The following is a 20,813-nucleotide window of genomic DNA, read 5'->3' as shown; positions in this document are numbered from 1 at the left end:
ACCTACTTAGTTGTTTGGTGTTCCAACACCGTATTGATTGCTCTTGCAATAAAATTTCGCGACCTAATCCCTTCAGGCGTCTCGTCTAACCAATCATGACAAGGAGTGCATAAATGTATTAAGTCAGTCACCTTCGTTTTCTCGTCCAAGTGAGGGCGCCCGGTCAAATGCGACCGTTCTGTTGCTCTGGCGGCGTTACACAACTCACAGAGTCCGTGTGACCGCGCTTTAAGCTGCTTATCTACCTGTTGGCTTATATCTCCCTTTTGGCGCTGAGTAAGCTTCACGCGCTTTCCTTTGCTGGGCTTAGGAGCTGGATGAAATCCGTACTGTATCATGCTGCATGCCTCCAATCTCTAAAAAGGAAGATCTTCGTCTGCTATATCAATCGGTTTGCCATCGTCCGAAAAAGGATCATTGTTGTTTCTGGTTGAAGGCTGCTGTCTGCTTCCACTATCATTCTTGCTAGATTCAAGGAACCGGACGTTATCAGCCACAATTTCAGTGACGTAAACACGTTTTCCCTCGTTGTTTTCATAGTTCCTTACTTGAACCCGACCTTCTACAGCGGTAAGGCGACCTTTTTTCAGATAATTAGCGCACGTCTCGGCAAGCTGCCGCCAAGTTACGATCGGCAAGAAATCTGCTTCCCGTTCACCGCCTTGACTCGTAAATGGACGGTCTACAGCCAGGGTGAACTGGGTTACTGCCACACCAGACGGCGTATATCTTAGCTCAGGATCTTTGGTCAAACGGCCAATCAATATCACTCGGTTTAACAATTTGGTTAGCCCCTTTATCTATTAATCAAATCTGAATAGTGGATTATTTGGTTAAGTTGTTTCGTCTCCCGGCAGTAACGGCAGCGTTCGCAACGATTCGGTTTCACGAGTCCGGCCTTAACTTCAATCAAGTGCGGCATGTTCGCCGCTATACCTTCAAGTTCACGTTTTATGTCAAAGCCATTTATCCCTATAACCGCTTTGTCTGGTGGGTCCTGCTTCGACACTGCAACGATGATAGGTTCGATCCAGCCATCACGCCGCTGCACAAGGCGTTCGATTTCCGCATACAGGGCCATCTGGGTAACATAATGGTTCTGCTGCACGAAAGACACATAGCCGTTTTCTTGGTCCCAAGACTCCTTATGAATCTCCTGAACGGTTTTTATATCTGAAAAGCGGTTGCGCTCCAGCGCGTAATTATCCATTTTAATTTTCCAATCAGCCCCGGCAAAATTGGCGGTCATAATAACCTCTTTTTTCCCTTGAAGAACAAACTTACAGAGTGCATCATTCTCTATGGTTTCTATCATTTTGTTGGCATATTGGAATTGCGATTTTAGTTTCCCCTTGGTCCCGCCGCGAGAAGAAATTATTTCAGGATTACTATCTTTGAATCTTTGAAAAGCTTCCGGTCCCTCAAAATAGGCATGCACATAGGATCCGACCAGGAGCGCGTCTGTGACTGGTTCTGTCCACCCATGGAGCTTAGCCATAGCTCGGGCTTCACAGTCCCGGAACTCCTTATACTGGCTGTTACTCCAATAGGCTAGGTTGGCTTCCTGAGAGTAATAGTTTTCTTCATTCAGCAGCATCAGGATCACCGTCCGCCTTTGCTTTTTCCGCTTCCTGTTGCGCTTTAAATTCCAATTCAGCGGCGCTAGGAACATGAACCGCCCCGAAGTCAAAATAGTCTTCACGTTTGCCCATACCGTCTCTGAGCGACTTCCAGATGTTCCCGATACGAAGGTAATCATTTTCTGTAAATGCGTCTTGAGCGCATCCTATGCACTTCTCAATCATTTCTTTGTTGACACCATACTTCTCTTGGAACTGTTGGAATGCTTTCCGTACACGGTCAGCAAGCGGCTCTGTATAGCTGTTTACCAACGTTTTTCGGCACTCTGCAAGAGCGGCATCCACTATATCACCCGGGATTACCCCGAGGATGCATGCGCGCATCCTACGGCTTCCCATATTAGCTACAACCTCGTAAACGTCACGTGCTTCAGTGAGTTGCTTTGTGGTGCTCCCCGCCTTTCGTTCGTGCTTGACTGTAAAAACGATTTGACGACGTGTATTCGTTTCAATGTCCCATGCATAGGCCATAGCCTTAGACTCTCCATTTCGTTGCTCCAGCTCAATCAACCCATAGTCAATGTTCCCCCATGACTGCGCCAAGACCTCAGCCAGTCGGATAGATGGACCAGAAACCTTGCTACCGCCTTTCGGGTATTCATATTCAGCCTCTTCCGCCAGTTTCTTCCGCTGACAGGAAAGCATGATACGGTTAAAAGATGCCTGCTGATCGCGGGGAAACTGCTTCGCCATAAAAATAGCTGCTTTTACTTCCTCCGTTTGACGCGTTGTCGCCATTTCCGTAGTAGTAGATCGGAAAGAAGGCGGGGCCTCCGGTAAGTAATTTTGATAGTCAATTGGTTGCTGATCGTCAAAACTCATATTTACATCCTCCCAAAAGTGTGATATTGTTTCCGTAAATTGTTATTAATAAGTTTCTAACTGGACTTCGGCGGCAACCGGAGTCTTTTTACTGTCCAGATATAAATCCACTTGCTTAAGCTCGTCCACCATTTTAGGGATATCATCGTAACGATACATTTCCATCAACGCCTCTAAGATAGATGCCGTGGAATTAGTTTTGGTATCCGTGTTTTCCGCGATTGCTTCTAATCTGCGGATAACTGACCGGACGTGTTGTTGGGCTTGCTGCAGGTTCGGCATGTTCTCCCTCCCTAATCTGTTTTCTGATCCGATCATATTCGCGGCGTTGCATTTCGCTACTGAACACGAATTTTGGATGCGGACCATCTTTGCGCTCTCCACCGACTAACTCCAAAGCAAATTTATCTTCAAACGCATCGCTGGCTTTAATTCTTAATCCCATACGCATCATCTATCACCCTCACCAAGACTTGATTTTTACACTCTACTGCCTCAAGCATGCATTCTTTGCAATGGGGCTGTTCATTTTCATAGACCAAATACTTGGCTTTTGCTCCACATCCGCATTTGATCGCCATGTTATCCCTCCCACAAGATTTTTCGTGTAAGCTCTACATAGCATCCAAACGATATGCGGCTTTTGATAAGCCCATAGTCAGATTTGTGACCGTACTCTTGAGCTAAGTAATCCAAATGCTCGTCAGTCAGCACACTCAACCCTTTTAAATCCTTGGTGACTACTACAGGCCGTTTACGCCACCACCGCCATATCATACCTATCAACTCCCTTTGATAGATTCTGCTTGCCATTTAGCCATAGTTTTAAGTTGGAACCAGGTACCGTCACGCTTGATCAGCAGTATGCCGTTTACTCGCTTGCCAGCAACGAAACCGCTAAACATTGGGTTCATACTCTCGCCCTCTTTTCTTAAATCGCAAGACGGACTAGACGGCTTACATAGTATCCAGCTTGTTTTAAATTATTGACTGTTGTTTCAACGCCTTCGCCCAAAATATTCATGGTCTTAGATACTTCGCCTTTCTTTACAACCAGTTTGTAAAAATATTTTTTGTCCAACTCCCCGACTACCACAAAACCATGTCCAACTTTAATCATGTTCATTCTCCTTCTTCTAAAACAGAATAGATTTCCTTACGGTATTCTTCATTTGCATCACCAAGTAACTGCTCAAGCTTTGTCATCTTTTCTGCTTGGCTTTCGAAACCCACTGAAGCCATAATATTATCCTTGCCCATTTGGTCATAAGATTTAATAGACAAGTCTTCTGCTACAGCTTTAATACCATCCAGGACGTTAAGCATGTCGTCAAAATCTAATGTACGGATAAATTGGATAAGTTCACTTTCTTGTTTGGTTAGTTTCATGTTCAAGCACCCTCCTTGAATTTATTGATAAAGTAAATCTGTCCTTTGCCTGTAATTTTCGTCGTCCGGGTGATCTTGCTGCCCTCGCTGGAACTCATTCGCTGCCCCATTTTGATTTCCATGATCTTAAGCTCCATGGATCGTTGAGTTGGCATGTTGCGTTCGCTACCTGATTTAATGAGGTAACCATTTTGCCGTAGCCATTCAAACAACCTAATTTCACCGATCTCAATTCCGTTTTGCTTGAGAAGCTTGGCTAAGTCAGCGACGAGAATAGAGTCCTTTGAAACCTCCAGCGCTTCTGCAAATACTACTTTAGGCTTGTCCTGTTCAATCTTGGCTTGAAGCTTTAAACGTTCCTCACGTTCTTTCTTTAGTCGTGTAGCAGCTTCAATCAGCAAGTCCGGGTTATCAAGCAGTTCGGCTGTGGCATACATGCCAGTGCGGCGGATGGAAGGTAAAATTTCGTCCGCTACCTTGGATTGGAAAGCTCGTCCTGTTTCGTTATCAGCTTTCATTGCCAGTCGATAAAAGGCATTTTCAGGAATGAACTCTTTCCCCACAAGTGGAGAAAAGCCCATTTCAGTCAGATACCCATTCACTCGTCTCCATCGAATGTAGTTGACGCCGTTTTTACGTTGTGTGAATCCAAGCCCACGAGCAACGTCTTCCAAGTTTAATTGAGCCATTCCATCAGAACCCACAAATCCTCTGACACCGTGGATCGTAACCAATTGAGTCATACTGTTTCTCCCCTCAAGCAAAATTTTTAAGGTGTTTTTGTTTTAAGTTATCTTTCCACGCTCTTACATCTTCTTTATCCGCACGACGGGAAGTGCCTATGAAATAATTCGGGATGCCACCATGTGAAGGACTAAGATCGAATATGTCATAAACAGTGCGCCGGGTTAGTCCAAAAAAATCAGCAATGTCTTGAGCAGTCAAACTGTCTGGGAGTTCATCCCAATGCTTTTTTTTCGTCTTTGTCATTACACACACCTCATTTCTGCTTAGGTTAATGCTGGAACGCTCTTCTTTTTCTTTTTCACATCTTCAACTTCTTCAATGTAAAAATAGTCTTCAAATCTCCCGCCAAAGACTTCCATCACACCAGCTATGAACTGGTTACCAGGTGCGTTATGGCGTTCATCATCTACAGGGAGTTTAGTTCTCCAAATTTGCGTAAGATTCACATTCATCAGATCCGCAAGTTCTCTGTCTGTAGTAATGTCCTTATCAATTTGCGCCTTCATTAACTCTTTCACTTTTAGTCGGACGACGAATTTTTTCATTGTATCACCCCTTATATTGCGTACTCGCAATTTATTATTGTGTAATTTCGCCCTCGCAATTTAAGTATATTACAGCGATTGCGGTCGCGCAATACGTTTTATATAAATAATTGCGTACACGCAATATTTATGTTATAGTTTCTTTAGCCATTAGATGAAGGGAGATTTTTGAAGGCAATGAACAAAAAAACAATAGGTGACATCATTAAAGAAAAGAGACTTGCAAGCGGTTATAAAACAAAGAAAGACTTTGCTGACAAAAGCGGTATCTCAGCTGCCACACTCACTCGAATCGAAAAGAATACGCAGCAACCTTCACCGAACACACTTATGCAAATTTCTCGCCACCTGGATGGGGTTACATATGGTGAATTAATGAAAGCAGCGGGTTATTTAAAAGGGTTAGAGGAGAATCATGAAACGTTTCTCGCTAATTTCATGAACGAAAACGAGGAGCTCGACAACCGAATTTACGGTCTAATTGATAAAGTGTTCTTGTTTACTCATATTGATAAAGACTTACATAGAGAAATAATTAGCTTATTCGTCGATCCACAGATCGTTGATTTGTTTTCCCATGCTACTTTAGAAGATATTAAAGCCGAGTATCTGCGTGGCGATCTTAACATTGAACAAAAGAATGATGTAATTAACGCTCTCGAAAATATGTTGAATAAGTATTCTCCAAAACTAGGTGAGTATTTGACTTTAGTTAAAACCGCAAAACCGATACCTCTGATCGAGTCAGTCTGTGCAGGCGACGGGATAATTGCAGAAAATAACATCGAAGAATACATAAATTATCCATTTATGAAACAAAAACAACCAGATTTTGCTCTAAGAGTAAAAGGTGACTCTATGGTCAATGCAGGTATTAATGATGGCGACATTGTTTTCATGAGGAAAGAAAGCTGGGCCGAATTCAATGGACAAATCGTTGCGGTTATCATTAACGGCGAGGAAGGCGTTTTAAAGAGAATGAAATGGTCTGAAGGTTCTGCGAAATTTAATCTTGTGCCAGAAAATGATTCTTATCAGTCCATGGAGGTGACACCAAATGAGTTTATAGTTTGTGGGGTTTATGTAGGGCATTTCAAACAATAAAAGGAGTGTTCAAGAGTGGAAGGTAGTTTTTATAAACGAGGATCAACATGGTCATTTATGATCGGTGTAGGTGTAGATCCAGTAACAGGTAAAAGAAAGCAAAAGGGAAAAGGCGGATTTAGAACCAAAAAGGAAGCGCAAGCTGCTGCTGCAGATATGCTTTCAGAATTAAATCGAGGCGTGTTCAAAGAAGAAAACAAAATGACCTTTGAGGAACTATCTGAAAAGTGGCTGAAATATTATAGTTCTCATGGAAAACCAAAAAAAGATGGTACGATCCGAATCAGAACTAATGAAAAAGAAAACTTGTTACCGTTCTTTGCGAAACTCAATGCATCTTCGATCACTGAGCAGATGTATCAGGATGCACTCATAAGTCTACAAAATAAATTAGCCGACAATACGCTATCAGGTGTACATTCAACTGGCAGAATGATTTTTTCATATGGGTTAAAAATCGGGGCTTTGAAAACAGATCCTACATCAACTTCTTTTTTGCCAAAGCGTCAGAAAACGGTTCACGAGCTTGAACAAAATAACGAGCTACCAAAGTATTTAGAAAGGGATGAACTCGTACATTTTTTGCAGATTGCTCAAGAACACGGACTGGATAATGACTTTGAAACCTTCAATACCTTAGCTTATACCGGTATGAGAGTCGGTGAATTATGTGCATTAAAAGAACTAGATATCAACTTCGAAGACGACAAAATAAGAGTAACAAAAACACTATACAACCCGAATAATAATTACGCTCTTTACAAACTCAACACACCTAAAACTGTATCATCAGTTCGGGAAATAGATGTGGATCACGAAATTATTGTAGGATTTCAAAATCTTCTGACCATTCAACAAATAGAGAAATCAAAAAGACCAAAAACTTATCACGACCAAGGTTTCATATTCGCAAGAATCGGTAAGTTTGCTGGGTATCCTCAGGTAATAAAAATGGTTGAACTTCGGATGAAGCGACTTCTAAAACTAGCTGGGCTTAATCCTGACCTCACCCCGCACTCACTTCGCCACACTCATACATCACTATTAGCCGAAGCCGGAGCTACTCTCGAACAAATCATGCAGCGGCTTGGACACGCAAACGACGAGATAACACGCAGAATATACCTTCATATAACTAAGCCAAAAAGAAAAGAGGCTGCTCAAAAGTTCAGCGAACTAATGAGAGCCTCAAAAAAATCTGATCAGAGTTAACAAATTGTTAACAAATGGACGCGCTAATCACCTAAACCCTTGCTACAACAAGGGTTTTTGGATTTTTTACATCATGCCGCCCATTCCACCCATGCCGCCCATATCAGGCATTGCAGCCTTTTCTGGTTCTGGCTTGTCAGCGATAACCGCTTCAGTGGTCAGGAACATGGCTGCTACGGATGCAGCGTTTTGCAATGCATAACGAGTTACTTTCGCAGGGTCAACAATACCAGCTTCGATCATGTTTACCCAGTCGCCAGTAGCTGCGTTGAAACCTACGCCAACTTCTTCGCGTTTCAGACGCTCAACGATTACAGAGCCTTCTTCACCTGCGTTAGCAGCGATTGTACGGATTGGAGCTTCCAGAGCGCGCAACACGATGTTCACGCCTGTTTGCTCGTCACCTTGCAGTTCAACAGCTGCAACTGCTTTATATACGTTCAGGAGCGCTACACCACCACCGGATACGATACCTTCTTCAACCGCAGCACGGGTTGCGTTCAGGGCATCTTCGATGCGCAGTTTGCGTTCTTTCAATTCTGTTTCAGTAGCCGCACCGACTTTGATGACTGCTACGCCGCCGGACAATTTAGCCAGACGCTCTTGCAATTTTTCTTTGTCGAACTCGGAAGTTGTTTCTTCCAATTGTGTACGGATTTGACTAACACGAGCGTCGATGTCGGCTTTGTTGCCAGCGCCGTCAACCACAATCGTATTTTCTTTCGTGATACGCACTTGACGTGCTGTACCCAGTTGGTCTACGGAAGCTGATTTCAGGTCCAGACCCAGCTCTTCCGTGATCACTTGACCGCCTGTCAGGGCAGCGATATCTTGCAGCATTGCTTTACGACGGTCACCAAAGCCTGGAGCTTTAACAGCTACAGCATTGAATGTACCACGCAGTTTGTTGACAACCAGCATCGCCAGTGCTTCGCCTTCGATATCTTCAGCGATCAGAACGAGCGGTTTGCCTTGTTGTACGATTTTTTCAAGCAACGGCAGGATTTCTTGTGTGTTCGTGATTTTTTTGTCTGTAATCAGGATATATGGATTGTCCAGTACAGCTTCCATTTTGTCCGTATCTGTAATCATGTACGGGGAAATGTAGCCACGGTCAAATTGCATACCTTCAACGACTTCCAGCTCTGTTGCAAAACCGCGGGATTCTTCAACGGTGATTACACCGTCTTTGCCCACTTTTTCCATAGCTTCAGCGATCAGTTCGCCTACTTCATCATCAGCAGCGGAAATTCCGGCTACTTGTGCAATGGATTGTTTGCTTTCGATAGGTTTGGAGATGGATTGCAGTTCAGCAACAGCCGCTTTTACCGCTTTGTCGATCCCTTTGCGGATACCGATTGGGCTTGCGCCAGCAGTTACGTTTTTCAAACCTTCAGTGATGAGGGCTTGAGCCAATACCGTAGCGGTAGTTGTACCGTCACCAGCTACATCGTTTGTTTTGGTTGCTACTTCTTTAACCAGTTGAGCACCCATGTTTTCGAATGCGTCTTCCAGCTCGATTTCTTTTGCAATCGTTACACCGTCATTTGTGATAAGCGGGCTACCGAATTTTTTCTCAAGTACAACGTTACGGCCTTTCGGTCCGAGTGTTACTTTAACAGCGTTAGCCAATGCGTCTACCCCGCGCAGCATGGAGCGGCGAGCGTCTTCACTGAATTTAATGTCTTTAGCCATTTGTGTAAAACCTCCCTATGGATTATGAATGATTTGTTCGATTCCTATATTCAGGTCCTGTCCGGATTCCGGTTAACCGATGATCGCGTGGATATCGCTTTCTTTCATAATCAAATATTCTTTACCTTCATATTTGATTTCCGTTCCAGCGTATTTAGAGAAAATAACACGGTCGCCTTCTTTTACTTCCAGAGGAATACGGGCACCGTCTTTCAATGCGCCTGCGCCAACCGCGATAATTTTGCCTTCTTGCGGCTTTTCCTTGGCAGAGTCAGGAAGTACGATTCCGAAGGAAGTCGTTTGCTCTTGCTCAATTGCTTCCACCAATACGCGTTCACCCAAAGGTTTGATCATGAAAAAATAGCCTCCTTATTAAGTGTTTTATACTGTAATTTGGTTGTTATGTTGTATGTATTAGCACTCGACAGTCATCAGTGCTAACAACCAACTTTATGATACTCAACTTGAGATTGAATTTCAAGTCCCTAATGTATTTTTTATGGGAATTTTTATGGATAGCCCTTCTCGATTATTTCCATCTGACTTAAAAATAACCGTTGCCTTAGGCGAATGCTTATTTTTCTATACGCATTTGGGCCTCACGTTCCTCCTGTGCACGCAGCTGCCTGCGATACACGATGGATGACAAGTACACGCTCACCTCATATAGCACCAGCAACGGGATTGCCACCAAAAAATCGGATATAAAGTCCGGTGGGGTAATGACAACCGCGACGAATACAAGCAGAAAATAAGAAATTTTCCGCCATTTGCGAAGCCTCATCGGAGTTAAAACATGAATCCCTGTCAGAAACATGATTAGCAACGGGAGTTCAAATAAGAGTGCCACAGGCAACACAATATTAAACATAAAGGTGAAATACTGTGCAATACCGTACGTTTCATGCAAGCCCATGCTCTTGGTGACAGACGACGTAAACTGAATCGCCATCGGGAAAATAATGAAATAAGCAAAAGCTGTGCCCATGATGAACAACAGCAGTACATAAGGCACATAACGCAAAGTTGCACTTCGCTCCTGCGGCCGTAAGCCGGGACTGACAAACCTCCATAGCTGATAACATGCAAACGGCAGCGCCACCGCAATCCCAATAATCATAGCGATCTTCATGTAGATACCGATCCCGTCCCAAAAGGAAAATGCATTCAGCTGGAAAGCTTGCGCCGAACCGGAGCGAATAAGCCAGTCATAGACAGGCCCCGCCGCGAACAAGCCGCCAACCAGCGCCAGAACAAATACAATCAGTACATAAATAATTCTGCGACGAAGCTCGCCCAGATGCTCCACTAGCGACATTTCATGCTCTGATGGGGTCAAACCCACTCCTCCTTTCCGAACGGAACGTCGTACTGTAGAAACGCTAAAAAATAAAGCCCTTCCCTAAAGAAGAGGCTCATGTTCATACTAAAAAATAACGTTACGGCAACCGTTTATCCTCAGGCTGAGGCTGAACTTCTGAAGACGTCGGCTGGGATGCTTGAACCACACTATCTTTGGCACCTTTACGCTCTGTCTGTTCGTCTTCAGACAAAATATCGCGTGCCCCGTTTTTAAACTCACGGAATGTACGGCCCACAGCTCGTCCCAACTCAGGCAGCTTGTTCGGGCCAAATAGCAGCAGGGCCAGAATAATCAACAAAATATAACCCGGTGCTCCAATATTGGGCATGTGCAGCAATCCTCCTTAATCATCCTATGAGTATCATACCACACACAAATGCTGCCTTCTACCGGAACTGGCCTGTCACCATAAGCAGCGCCTCCGGGAGCTGATCCATAATAGCCGCCAAATTTTCATGCACGCCTTTGGGCGTTCCCGGCAAATTTACGATCAGTGTGCGCCCACGTATTCCCACAATTCCTCGGAATAGCATAGCCGCCGGATTTTTCTGCATCACAATCATTCTCATAGCTTCCGCCATACCTGGCACTTCCCGTTCCACGACCCGCCGAGTTGCCTCAGGTGTCACATCACGGATCGCCAGTTCAGTTCCGCCTGTAGTCAGTACCAGGTCTGCATGAAAATAATCGGTCATTTCGATTAAAGCCGCAATAATTTCATCCGGTTCATCGGGAACGATCCGGTACTCTACAATCTCTCCGCCCAGTTCTTCTTCGACGAGCTCCCGGATGACCTGTGCGCTTGTATCCTCACGCTCTCCTCTTGCCCCTTTATCACTGGCTGTCAGGATCGCCGTTTTCCACACCATAAGATCACCCTTCTCCTATCATGAAAGAATACTTTCTCTTCTGAAAATCAGAAACAGGCACGCTGCATCCTCCATCACATCACAGTACCCTCTCGGCGACAATGTTATTTATGTCAAGGTTCCCGGTGGTTCTCCCTTTGAAAATCCCCATGCTTGCCGCCTGTTTTCGATTGCAGCATGGTAGGGCCGATGATCATATCTTTTTGCAGCGCCTTGCACATATCATACACGGTTAACGCTGCGGCTGAAGCCGCTGTCAAAGCTTCCATTTCTACACCTGTCTTACCCTCGGTCTTCACTTCAACTTCAATATGGAGCACATCATGCCCATTATCGGAAAAAGTAATATTCACGCCTGTCAGGGCCAGCGGATGACACATCGGAATCCAGTCCGACGTTTTTTTCGCGCCTTGAATCCCTGCGACCTGCGCTACAGCGAGTACATCGCCTTTGCCGATCCTGCCTTCTTTCACAGCCGTCAATGTTGCCGGACTCATTGTAATCCGTGTCACAGCGACTGCTGTACGAACCGTAGACGCTTTGCCCGAAATATCCACCATACGAGCCCGTCCCTGTTCGTTAAAATGAGTAAAGGAATCCACGACTCCCTCACAGCTCCTTTCACATGCCAGAACTTCGTTTCATTAGTCATTTGTCAGTTATGCATGATCACAATCTAAAGACCCTTCCGGGGTAAAAAGAACGTCCACTCTCAAATCCCCCGGCTCCATGGGCACCTGCTCCAGCAATTGTCCCGGAAGCAGCAGCGAAACATAAAGCGGACCTGCGCAGCCGTTGTTACGCTTCCCTGCCTCAAGCTGTACAGTAAAGCGGTCATAATAGCCCCCGCCGTAGCCGATTCTGCCCCCACGACGATCAAAGGCCAGGCCGGGCACAACAGCCCAATCAATTTGCGCCCACATTTCAGGCGTCCATTCCTTGCATGTGGGTGCAGGCTCAGGAATGTTCCAAATGCCGGGCACGATATCTCCGTGCTGATCCATCTCTCTTAGCTCCATGGTCCGGGTTACCGGGTCCACTCTCGGAGCCAGGACACGATCCCCCTGTGACCAGCAATGCTCAATGAGGGGAGCTGTCGAAATCTCGCTGCCAAATGAGAGATAGCTAAATAACGTTAGCTTATCTCCGTTTCTGTTTATTCTAAGCTGCTCCCATGCCTCGATTGCATGCCGACAGGCCACAGCCGATGCCTTCTGCCTTGTCAGCGGGTCCATGGAGTCCCGTGCTTCTCGTTGTTGCAAACGGAGCGCGTTCTTTACACTACAGACATCCACATATCCGCCCTCCCGCACAATCGTTGATAATGCTTCAAAACGTTACAACTGATTCATTTGTCAGTAAGTGCTGTACGTTCCAAGTTTCTTTCATTCTTTTTCAGTCCTCATTTAAGTTTATCATTGTTTATACAAATTGACTACACGTGGCTCAAGGGTTTAGGAGGTAATAGCAGTGCAATAGTGGGTATTTTCATGTAAACTGGAAGGAAGGCACCTGCAGGGAAAGCAGGGAAACTGTGCAAAAATTGTAATGGAGGAACGATACGCGATGCTATTGCAAGTAACCGGAATTACAAAATCCTATGGAATTGAACCCGTCCTGGACGGGATTAACCTTCAAATATTGGAACGTGAACGCATTGGACTGGTAGGTGTGAACGGTGCAGGCAAATCGACCCTGCTCAAAATCATTGCTGGTGAAATATCCTATGACAGTGGGCAAATTTTCAAAGCAAAGGAGACCAGCATCGGTTATCTGGCACAAAACAGCGGCTTGAATTCCGACCGATCTATCTGGGGAGAAATGATGCTGGTATTCGCTCCGCTGATTGAAGCTGAGCAGGAGCTGCGGCAAATGGAGCAGGAAATCGCTGACCCGGCCAATGCGCAGAACGAAAAGCGCTATGCTGATCTGCTCGAACGCTATGCACGACGCTCAGACTGGTTCAAGGATCATGGCGGCTATGAAATGGAGACCCGTATTCGCAGCGTGCTGCATGGCATGGGCTTTGGTTCATTTGCACCGGAGACGCCTGTAGCTACATTGAGCGGCGGACAGAAAACACGTCTCGCACTGGCACGCATTCTGCTGCTTGCCCCGGACGTGCTTATGCTTGATGAGCCGACCAACTATCTCGATATCCAGACATTGACCTGGCTGGAAGACTATTTGCGCGGCTACTCCGGCTCCTTGCTGGTCGTATCACATGACCGATATTTTTTGGATCGACTGGTAACGACTATCATTGAAATCGAGCGCCACCGCTCCACCCGCTATACAGGCAACTACAGTCGCTATATGGAGTTGAAGGCTGCCGAGTACGAAACAAATCTCAAGCATTACGAAAAGCAACAAGGGGAAATCGCCCGTATGGAGGCCTTTATACAACGCAATATTGTGCGAGCCTCCACAACCAAACGTGCCCAGAGCCGCCGCAAGCAGCTGGATAAAATGGAGCGTATGGATCGTCCTATGGGCGATTTGAAAAAAGCACATTTTTCCTTTGAAACAGCCTTTATGTCGGGTAAGGAAGTGTTGGAGGTACGCGACCTCTCCGTAGCGTATGAAGGTAAAAAGCCTTTATTCCAGCATGCATCCTTTGACTTAAAACGTGGAGATACGGTGGCACTGATTGGTCCAAACGGGATTGGAAAATCGACGCTGCTCAAGTGCCTGACCGGATCGCTAAAGCCTGCTGCCGGCTCCATTCACTGGGGCACAAAAATTAAAATCGGCCTGTATGACCAAGAGCAAACGAATCTGAACCCGACCAATACCGTACTGGAGGAGCTGTGGAGCGAGTACCCTCATATGGAGGAAGCACGGATACGTACGGTACTGGGTAATTTCCTGTTCAGCGGTGACGATGTACTAAAAAAGGTATCTACACTAAGTGGTGGGGAAAAAGCCCGTGTATCTCTGGCCAAGCTGATGCTTCGCGAAGCCAATGTACTGATTCTCGATGAGCCTACCAACCATCTGGATCTGTTCAGCAAGGAAGTGCTGGAAGCTGCTTTGATGGACTATGACGGCACGCTGCTATTCATTTCCCATGACCGTTATTTCCTGAATAAAATGGCGGAGCGTGTCATTGAGCTTCATCCTGAAGGGATACAACATTTCCTGGGGAATTATGATGACTATGTAGCCAAAAAACAGGAACTGGAGGAGATAGCACAGGAAGCTCTGGAGGCAGGTCAGGCCACCCGCAGCAAAACATCGGCTGCCTCTGCATCCGTAACAGACGAGACTACACCTAAATCACGCGCAGCTACCTATGCAGCAGACAAACAAGCCAAGAGCGAGGAACGCAGCCGTCAGCGTAAGCTGGAAGCCCTGGAAAACCAAATCAAAGCGTTGGAGGAGCAAATTTTAGGGCTAGAGGAGCAAATGACCCTACCCGAGATTTATCAGGATTACGAGGCGCTTCAGGAAATTCAGGCACAACTCGACAACCATAAACAGGAATTGGCTCAAACCTATGCGGCATGGGAAGAACTGTTAGAGGATTGACAGCTACTGCATAAAATCTCAGCCCTAGAAATTTCACATTTGCCTCTTCCTTCTTTTTGTACACAGAGATATCCACAACTTATGTGTATGAGTGAGATTGAAAAATGGCCTTTTAGGCCATTTTTTTATTGCCAAAAAGCCATTTTCACATGAAAACCAAATTTATCCACCTCTTTATCCACATTATCCACAGTTTTCACCAAAGTCAGAGGTGCGAAATATCCCCTGACTTGCTACCTCCAAAAAGTCTTGGCCTGCTTGCTTTGAGCATTGTTATCCACATTTTCAACGGTATATGTGGATAACTTTGTTCACAACTTGACAAATCATATCATTGTTCGAGGAGTATTAAAATCTCTGAGTTTTTTTGGTGAATCATGAAAAACCGTGTACGTTTATGACGAACACTGCGGGAGAATAAGATGCTACCATTGATCAGCTAAAAACTCCTGTAATTAGACCACTTGAATTTATGTTGTTTTTATATTAACCAGGATGGAACAAAAAAGACACAGCCTCAGCTGTGCCGTGTCTTACACATTCTTGTTCAATTAAGATTGGACAGACCATTCCTCCAGAGACAGCCCTGGATCTGCCTTCATGTCGAGTGAGGTGAATTCCCCGCGCTTCCACTTGGCATAGGCCGCAGCACCGATCATGGCTGCATTGTCTGTACAATATTTCATGGACGGTACAAGCAGCTCGATGCCTTCACGCTCGCAGCGCTCACGCAATGCTGTACGCAGTCCACGATTGGCAGCGACACCGCCGCAGAGCAGAAGCTGCTTCGCCCGGTATTCACGCATGGCACGAATCGCTTTTTCCACCAGCACCTCTACAACCGACTCTTGAAAGCCTCTTGCGATCGCTCCGGCTTGGACGGTTTCTCCGCGCATTTTCGTCTGGTTAATCACATTCAGCACCGCAGATTTCAAACCGCTAAAGCTAAAATCATAAGAATCCGGCTCCAGCCATGCACGCGGCAAAGTGACGACTTCCTCCGATTCATGGGCCACACGATCCACATGCGGACCGCCGGGATACGGAAAGCCAATGGCTCGTGCTACTTTGTCATAAGCTTCCCCTACTGCATCATCCCTCGTCCGGCCAATGAGTTGAAACTGGCCTTCGGACTCCATCAGCACCAGTTCCGTATGTCCTCCTGACACAACAAGTGCGATACATGGATATACGATCTCATGCTCCAGCTGATTGGCATAAATATGTCCCGCAATATGATGCGTCCCAATCAATGGCTTGCCGAACGCCATGGCCGCGCTCTTGGCGGCGACAATACCAACCAGCAACGCGCCGACCAGTCCCGGTCCTTGTGTCACGGCAACTGCCGAAAGCTCGCGGGGCGTAATACCAGATGCTTGCATGGCTTCGTCCAGCATGTACGTAATGCTCTCCACATGCTTGCGCGATGCCACCTCTGGCACCACACCACCAAAGGCTTTGTGTGTTTCAATCTGACTGGAAATGAGATTTGAAAGTACCTCTGTACCATTTTTCACGACGGAAACAGCCGTTTCATCACAGCTCGTTTCCACGGCCAGTATATAGCAAGGCTCACCGGAGGCGGTGCCTGTACCTGCTTTTTCCTCTTGCGTCATTGCTCCTGCACGCTTCCTTCCTGTTCATCGGATGCCTTATGCGCGGGAAGATCCGCCCACATGATCACGGCATCCTCGTTATTATCCGAATAATAGCCTTTGCGGACACCTGCGGGCTTAAAACCTTTTTTCTCATACAAGCCCTGAGCGATCCGATTCGTTACCCGCACCTCCAGCGTCATACGTTCCATCCCCAAATATGAGGCGGTCTGCATCAGCTCATCCAATAGCTTGTCACCAAGCTTACGCCCGCGAAAAGCCTCACGAACCGCAATATTCGTAATATGGGCCTCATCCATAATCGTCCACATGCCCGCGTAACCAATGGCTTTTCCGTTCAGTTCCATAATCATATATTTGGCGAAATGATTCATCGTCAGCTCATTGCGGAATGCTTCTTCCGTCCACGGCAGCGTGAACGCTTCATGCTCAATCTCCAGCACATCGGGAATATCATCCAGCTGCATCAAGCGAAACTCAAGCTTCTCTTCCCGTTGCATGTTCTTTGCCATGTTGTTCACCGCTCTCTTTAGCGCTGACGAAGCAGATTGGCTTCCGCCTCCGCCAGCTGGGTATAATTCGGAACCAGCGTATGCAGCTCGTCATGTTCCTGACGAAGCAGCTTATCCGCCCCAAGGCGGCCAACCCATTTTCCTTCCAGTTCATACGGTACAATATGAAGCTCGCTCCATGCACGCAGGCGCTCGGCTGATTCAGCGTGAATCGCTGTCTCACCGACTAACCAAATAGCTGCTGGCCGCTCTTCAGAAGGCAATGTCTCCAGTCGTTGCAGCAGGTCCTCTGTCCAAGTGGACATCAGCCGGATCGCATCCGGTTCCAGCCGCTGCGGGCTGTCAGTGCCGTTAACTGTATTTACGGCGAACAGCCCCGTGTAGACCTGTCCACGGCGCGCATCCAGCACAGGCACAATCCAGTCTGCTGCCTTCACCCCGGCTGGACTTTCACTCACCGACTCACTTTTCCCTTCTTGCTCCTGTATTGCGACACCACGATTCCACCCTCCCCATGCCAAGGCGTGCAAAGTGGATATGGATGTCACCGGGACGCCCCAGGCCCAAGCAAGGGTTTTGGCAGCAGTCACCGCAATCCGAATGCCGGTGTAAGAACCGGGCCCGATACCGACTGCAATACCGTCCACGTCATCGCGTGTCAGTCCTTCTTCACTCAGGAGACGTTCCAGCTCGGTAATGACATGCACCGAGTGATTTCGTTCGCCATACACATTGCTTTCTCCCAGCAGCTCTCTTCCGTTCATCAAGGCAGCTGCCATCACGGTTGTCGCTGTATCTAACACCAAAAACCGCTCACGCGGCTTTACATTCACATCTGTATGCTCTCTTTGCATGGTTCAAACTCCATTCTCCCGCAAACTGCGGCACCATTGTTCATAAGGCTCGCCATATCCGGTGAGATGAATTAAGCGCTCACCGACATCTGTCGTCTCTATATACATGTGAAGCCGCTGCTTCGGCAATATATCGGGTATAATACTCCCCCATTCCACCAGACATACTCCAGTCCCATAAAAATATTCATCCAGTCCAAGATCCTCTGCCTCATCCTGGGTAATGCGATACACATCCATATGGTACAAGGGCAATCGGCCTTCATACTCCTTGATTAGCGTAAAAGTCGGGCTGTTTACTATACCTGGGACACCCAAATGGCTGGCAAAAGCTTTGGAAAAGGCCGTTTTACCTGCTCCCAGATCTCCGTCCAGCACGATCACCGTGCCGGGGACGGCTTGTGCAGCCAAAAAACCAGCTAAAGCCCCGGTCTGCGCCTCTGCGACAGAACGAAACGTAAACTGTTCCTGCGAAATTGTCATATGTCTTAATCACCTTTCGTCCGATCGGACCGTTCCAACTTGTCCTTTATTATATAGTTCACCTTATGTCGCCGCAAGGCATGAAAACATGCTATTGTATGTTAAGCAAGACACACAAGGAGGGAATCAATTCAATGGGACAAACCGTTTTACTCATGATTGATGTACAGCAGGCTATGTTCATGTATGATGAGAAGCTATATCGTGAGCAGGAAATTATAGCACATTTACAGCAGCTTTTGGCCAAAGCCAGAGCGGCAGGCACACCAGTGATTTTTGTGCAGCATACTGAGGAAGCGGATGAGGATTTCCGGGAGAACAGTACAGGCTGGGCCATCGCCGACGTGGTGCGTCCTCTTCCTCATGAACGAATTGTGCGTAAATCGTCCTGGGACAGCTTTTATCAAACCGAATTGGGCGAGGTACTCCAGAGATTGGGAGCCGATCAGCTCGTAATCGCAGGGATGCAGACTGAATTCTGCCTCGACACGACTTGCCGAAGCGCCTATAGTCTGGGATACCAGAACAACGTGCTCGTATCGGATGCGCATAGTACATTTGATAGCAAGGTGCTGAGCGGTGAACAAATTGTAGCTCATCACAATGCGATGCTCGGTAATCGTTTTGTGCGTTTGCTTGCGACAGCGGATGTACATTTTTCATGAGTTGTTAAAGTGAAACCTCTACATTCCAAGCCGATTGCCTTCAAGCAAGCCGGCTTCTTTGCAAAAAAAACGAAGAATAAAAAAACACTGACGTTATAACGTCAATGCTATTTCTAACCCAGGTATATGGATTCTACATAGGTTTATTCAATATTTTCTTTGGCATTCGGCATGTACTCTAGAAGATCACCCGGGGTTACACCTAATCCCCGACACAATGCACCTAGCGTATCGTAATCTATCCGTTTGGTTGCGTTACCTGCAAGAGAAGTAATTGTGTTTCGACTCACCCCCGTTAAATCCACTACATCTTTGTTTTGCAGTCCCCGCTCTCGCATAATATCACCAAGGCGACAACGTATTCTTAAAGGGTTCATAAAATTCCTCCAAAAAATAAGCACAGAATGTTGACATATAGAACAGTATTAGATATTATTCATTTACGCACAAAATGTTGACATATTGATATGTTGACTACTTTTTATCTTCTGTTCATCGTAGCAAAACCTTTCGTTATTAGCAATATGTTACCGTTTCAAAATACAATAACTATCTAACAGGGGGTCAACATATGTTTATAAAACCAAAAACGAATTCATTCGTACTAGAACGGGCAGCGATGGTATTTGGACCTTATGACCAATCTCATAATTATGAGATATTTGAGGGGATCATTTACGACGGACAATATTTCTTTTACATGGAGGACGGGCGTTTGTGGCTTCGTCATGCACTCAAAGTAGACCATCCTGAACATACCCACTTATTCGTCGACGGTGACAGTGGCGGACTCCAACTGGCAGAAAACATTCAGTGTGACCTTATGGACAATCGTGGAGACATCAAACTTAATTTTATAAAAAAGCAGTAAATAAAGCACTATTTGATCCAGTTCACAAGTTTTTCGCTATCTCGCAAAAGGGTCATCATCTTTATTGGAATTCCAAATGTATTCAATTTGATTGGCAACCTGCCTAGCTTTTTCAAGACCCAATTGGTCAGAAATAAAACCTAAGGACATGTCCATTCCAGCAGATACACCAGATGAAGTATAGAACTTTCCATCTACTACCCATCTTGCGTTTGGAATCCAGTCAACTTCCGTGTCGATGGATTTGACCCAATCAAAGGCTAATTTATTGGATGTGGCGCGCCTGTGTTTTAACAAGCCTGTTTTGGCAAGCAGCGCTGAACCTGTACAGACAGTTATACAAAAATAGGACTGTTCCGCAATCTCTGTGATCTGCTTCATAAATGTATCGTCATGGATTAAGCTTCTTGTCCCCTGTCCGCCTGGGATCATGAATATGCCATTGGGTTTTACTTGTGCAATGGGTTCTGTGACAATCTTGTTTTTTTGTCGGCTCTCAACAATTCCCCCATCTATAGAGAAATATTTTAAGTCATAAACTTCTGGTAGGCGGCCAAAAATCTCAACGGGTCCGAATACATCTAGTGTTTCAAAATCATCGAACAAGCATATGTTAAAGTCCATACGGCTCACTTCCTTCAAATATTTAATCATACTATACACCCCGTTTCCTGAATTAGACAATATAAAAGGCGTCTTTTCGGGCGCTTTTTTAGGTGCTATAAGTCGGTTATGCATCTGCATAGGGAAGTTTTTTTATTTCTCAGCGATGAGCTGAATGCCATTTGCGGAGAAAACTTTTTCACGGGTTGATTTAAATTTTCATTTCTAACATAAGATTCAATTAACAGTCATGAATCTCAGAAAAACCAAGAAATTAACAGAAAACATTAGA

Annotated in this window: 30 protein-coding genes; 5 read left to right on the top strand and 25 right to left on the bottom strand. The window is 45.9% G+C overall.

Annotated elements, in window-relative coordinates; genetic code table 11:
- Positions 1-2: 2 nt before the first annotated feature.
- From GCU48_RS16995 to GCU48_RS16945, 12 genes are all read right to left on the bottom strand, one after another.
- Positions 3-338: a hypothetical protein gene (locus GCU48_RS16995; RefSeq protein ID WP_152380813.1), complete on the bottom strand. Its 336-nt coding sequence runs from the start codon at positions 336-338 to the stop codon at positions 3-5.
- 18 nt (positions 339-356) lie between these two features.
- On the bottom strand, positions 357-782 hold the full coding sequence (gene ssb, locus GCU48_RS16990; RefSeq protein WP_152380812.1) for a single-stranded DNA-binding protein: 426 nt from the start codon (positions 780-782) through the stop codon (positions 357-359).
- 14 nt (positions 783-796) lie between these two features.
- Positions 797-1,597, bottom strand: coding sequence for a PD-(D/E)XK nuclease-like domain-containing protein (locus tag GCU48_RS16985; protein ID WP_152380811.1), 801 nt, complete (start codon positions 1,595-1,597; stop codon positions 797-799).
- The gene (locus tag GCU48_RS16980) at positions 1,584-2,462 is read right to left on the bottom strand and encodes a hypothetical protein (protein ID WP_152380810.1); all 879 of its coding nucleotides are present in this window, start codon (positions 2,460-2,462) and stop codon (positions 1,584-1,586) included. Before GCU48_RS16980 ends, GCU48_RS16985 begins: the two co-directional genes overlap by 14 nt.
- 45 nt (positions 2,463-2,507) lie before the next feature.
- Positions 2,508-2,744 (bottom strand): hypothetical protein, encoded by a 237-nt coding sequence (locus tag GCU48_RS16975; RefSeq protein WP_152380809.1) that lies wholly within the window; start codon positions 2,742-2,744, stop codon positions 2,508-2,510.
- A gap of 146 nt (positions 2,745-2,890) precedes the next feature.
- Entirely contained in the window at positions 2,891-3,043 is a 153-nt protein-coding gene (locus GCU48_RS27015) for a hypothetical protein (RefSeq protein ID WP_167518715.1), read from the bottom strand.
- Position 3,044: 1 nt separating this feature from the next.
- Positions 3,045-3,239, bottom strand: coding sequence for a hypothetical protein (locus tag GCU48_RS16970; RefSeq protein WP_152380808.1), 195 nt, complete (start codon positions 3,237-3,239; stop codon positions 3,045-3,047).
- A 154-nt stretch (positions 3,240-3,393) separates the two neighbouring features.
- A complete protein-coding gene (locus GCU48_RS16965; RefSeq protein ID WP_152380807.1) occupies positions 3,394-3,582 on the bottom strand; it encodes a hypothetical protein in 189 nt (62 codons plus the stop codon).
- A 2-nt stretch (positions 3,583-3,584) separates the two neighbouring features.
- Positions 3,585-3,851 carry a hypothetical protein gene (locus tag GCU48_RS16960; protein WP_152380806.1) on the bottom strand — a complete coding sequence of 89 codons (267 nt, stop codon included), beginning with the start codon at positions 3,849-3,851 and terminating at the stop codon, positions 3,585-3,587.
- A 2-nt stretch (positions 3,852-3,853) separates the two neighbouring features.
- Positions 3,854-4,594, bottom strand: a complete 741-nt coding sequence (locus GCU48_RS16955; RefSeq protein ID WP_152380805.1) for a phage antirepressor KilAC domain-containing protein — start codon at positions 4,592-4,594, stop codon at positions 3,854-3,856.
- A gap of 13 nt (positions 4,595-4,607) precedes the next feature.
- Complete coding sequence (locus GCU48_RS16950) at positions 4,608-4,841, bottom strand: helix-turn-helix domain-containing protein (protein WP_152380804.1); 234 nt, start codon at positions 4,839-4,841, stop codon at positions 4,608-4,610.
- A 20-nt stretch (positions 4,842-4,861) separates the two neighbouring features.
- Positions 4,862-5,143, bottom strand: coding sequence for a hypothetical protein (locus GCU48_RS16945; protein ID WP_019686451.1), 282 nt, complete (start codon positions 5,141-5,143; stop codon positions 4,862-4,864).
- 177 nt (positions 5,144-5,320) lie between these two features.
- On the opposite strand from GCU48_RS16945, the gene GCU48_RS16940 reads away from it, so the two are divergent.
- Both GCU48_RS16940 and GCU48_RS16935 read left to right on the top strand, forming a co-directional pair.
- A complete protein-coding gene (locus GCU48_RS16940; protein ID WP_152380803.1) occupies positions 5,321-6,247 on the top strand; it encodes a helix-turn-helix domain-containing protein in 927 nt (308 codons plus the stop codon).
- A gap of 15 nt (positions 6,248-6,262) precedes the next feature.
- The gene (locus GCU48_RS16935; protein ID WP_152380802.1) at positions 6,263-7,459 is read left to right on the top strand and encodes a tyrosine-type recombinase/integrase; all 1,197 of its coding nucleotides are present in this window, start codon (positions 6,263-6,265) and stop codon (positions 7,457-7,459) included.
- A gap of 66 nt (positions 7,460-7,525) precedes the next feature.
- Here the strand turns inward: GCU48_RS16935 and groL are convergent, their stop codons facing one another.
- The 7 genes from groL to GCU48_RS16900 all read right to left on the bottom strand — a co-directional run bounded on the left by groL (position 7,526) and on the right by GCU48_RS16900 (position 12,681).
- Positions 7,526-9,154, bottom strand: coding sequence for a chaperonin GroEL (groL, locus tag GCU48_RS16930; protein ID WP_010349766.1), 1,629 nt, complete (start codon positions 9,152-9,154; stop codon positions 7,526-7,528).
- 72 nt (positions 9,155-9,226) lie between these two features.
- A complete protein-coding gene (gene groES / locus GCU48_RS16925) occupies positions 9,227-9,508 on the bottom strand; it encodes a co-chaperone GroES (RefSeq protein ID WP_025685233.1) in 282 nt (93 codons plus the stop codon).
- A gap of 220 nt (positions 9,509-9,728) precedes the next feature.
- Entirely contained in the window at positions 9,729-10,493 is a 765-nt protein-coding gene (gene tatC, locus GCU48_RS16920; RefSeq protein ID WP_152380801.1) for a twin-arginine translocase subunit TatC, read from the bottom strand.
- 100 nt (positions 10,494-10,593) lie between these two features.
- Positions 10,594-10,845 (bottom strand): twin-arginine translocase TatA/TatE family subunit, encoded by a 252-nt coding sequence (locus GCU48_RS16915; protein WP_152380800.1) that lies wholly within the window; start codon positions 10,843-10,845, stop codon positions 10,594-10,596.
- Positions 10,846-10,903: 58 nt separating this feature from the next.
- Entirely contained in the window at positions 10,904-11,386 is a 483-nt protein-coding gene (locus GCU48_RS16910; protein WP_013369877.1) for a MogA/MoaB family molybdenum cofactor biosynthesis protein, read from the bottom strand.
- Between the two features lie 113 nt (positions 11,387-11,499).
- On the bottom strand, positions 11,500-11,988 hold the full coding sequence (gene moaC, locus GCU48_RS16905) for a cyclic pyranopterin monophosphate synthase MoaC (protein ID WP_152380799.1): 489 nt from the start codon (positions 11,986-11,988) through the stop codon (positions 11,500-11,502).
- Positions 11,989-12,045: 57 nt separating this feature from the next.
- Positions 12,046-12,681, bottom strand: a complete 636-nt coding sequence (locus GCU48_RS16900) for a 5-formyltetrahydrofolate cyclo-ligase (protein ID WP_152380798.1) — start codon at positions 12,679-12,681, stop codon at positions 12,046-12,048.
- A 271-nt stretch (positions 12,682-12,952) separates the two neighbouring features.
- Here GCU48_RS16900 and GCU48_RS16895 point away from each other — a divergent pair, with 271 nt between their 5' ends.
- Entirely contained in the window at positions 12,953-14,917 is a 1,965-nt protein-coding gene (locus GCU48_RS16895) for an ABC-F family ATP-binding cassette domain-containing protein (protein WP_152380797.1), read from the top strand.
- Between the two features lie 551 nt (positions 14,918-15,468).
- Here GCU48_RS16895 and tsaD read toward each other — a convergent pair.
- Genes tsaD through tsaE form a run of 4 tightly spaced genes read right to left on the bottom strand, consistent with a single transcriptional unit; the run spans position 15,469 to position 18,382 of the window.
- Complete coding sequence (gene tsaD / locus GCU48_RS16890) at positions 15,469-16,533, bottom strand: tRNA (adenosine(37)-N6)-threonylcarbamoyltransferase complex transferase subunit TsaD (RefSeq protein ID WP_152380796.1); 1,065 nt, start codon at positions 16,531-16,533, stop codon at positions 15,469-15,471.
- On the bottom strand, positions 16,530-17,045 hold the full coding sequence (gene rimI / locus GCU48_RS16885) for a ribosomal protein S18-alanine N-acetyltransferase (protein ID WP_152380795.1): 516 nt from the start codon (positions 17,043-17,045) through the stop codon (positions 16,530-16,532). The genes tsaD and rimI overlap by 4 nt, the downstream gene beginning before the upstream one ends.
- A 17-nt stretch (positions 17,046-17,062) precedes the next feature.
- Positions 17,063-17,899: a tRNA (adenosine(37)-N6)-threonylcarbamoyltransferase complex dimerization subunit type 1 TsaB gene (tsaB, locus tag GCU48_RS16880; protein WP_152380794.1), complete on the bottom strand. Its 837-nt coding sequence runs from the start codon at positions 17,897-17,899 to the stop codon at positions 17,063-17,065.
- A gap of 3 nt (positions 17,900-17,902) precedes the next feature.
- Positions 17,903-18,382 carry a tRNA (adenosine(37)-N6)-threonylcarbamoyltransferase complex ATPase subunit type 1 TsaE gene (gene tsaE, locus GCU48_RS16875; RefSeq protein WP_152380793.1) on the bottom strand — a complete coding sequence of 160 codons (480 nt, stop codon included), beginning with the start codon at positions 18,380-18,382 and terminating at the stop codon, positions 17,903-17,905.
- Between the two features lie 134 nt (positions 18,383-18,516).
- On the opposite strand from tsaE, the gene GCU48_RS16870 reads away from it, so the two are divergent.
- Positions 18,517-19,047: a cysteine hydrolase family protein gene (locus GCU48_RS16870; protein ID WP_152380792.1), complete on the top strand. Its 531-nt coding sequence runs from the start codon at positions 18,517-18,519 to the stop codon at positions 19,045-19,047.
- A gap of 143 nt (positions 19,048-19,190) precedes the next feature.
- Here GCU48_RS16870 and GCU48_RS16865 read toward each other — a convergent pair whose 3' ends face one another.
- Positions 19,191-19,424 (bottom strand): helix-turn-helix domain-containing protein, encoded by a 234-nt coding sequence (locus GCU48_RS16865; protein ID WP_049825134.1) that lies wholly within the window; start codon positions 19,422-19,424, stop codon positions 19,191-19,193.
- Between the two features lie 194 nt (positions 19,425-19,618).
- On the opposite strand from GCU48_RS16865, the gene GCU48_RS16860 reads away from it, so the two are divergent.
- The gene (locus GCU48_RS16860) at positions 19,619-19,918 is read left to right on the top strand and encodes a hypothetical protein (protein WP_152380791.1); all 300 of its coding nucleotides are present in this window, start codon (positions 19,619-19,621) and stop codon (positions 19,916-19,918) included.
- A 36-nt stretch (positions 19,919-19,954) separates the two neighbouring features.
- Here GCU48_RS16860 and GCU48_RS16855 read toward each other — a convergent pair whose 3' ends face one another.
- Complete coding sequence (locus GCU48_RS16855; protein WP_244315735.1) at positions 19,955-20,572, bottom strand: DJ-1/PfpI family protein; 618 nt, start codon at positions 20,570-20,572, stop codon at positions 19,955-19,957.
- Positions 20,573-20,813 lie beyond the last annotated feature (241 nt).

This window comes from Paenibacillus brasilensis (assembly GCF_009363115.1).
In the GTDB taxonomy this organism is placed as follows: Bacteria; Bacillota; Bacilli; order Paenibacillales; family Paenibacillaceae; genus Paenibacillus; species Paenibacillus brasilensis.
The sequence above is the reverse complement of the archived record's forward strand: the minus strand, read 5'-3'. Positions and strand labels throughout refer to the sequence as shown.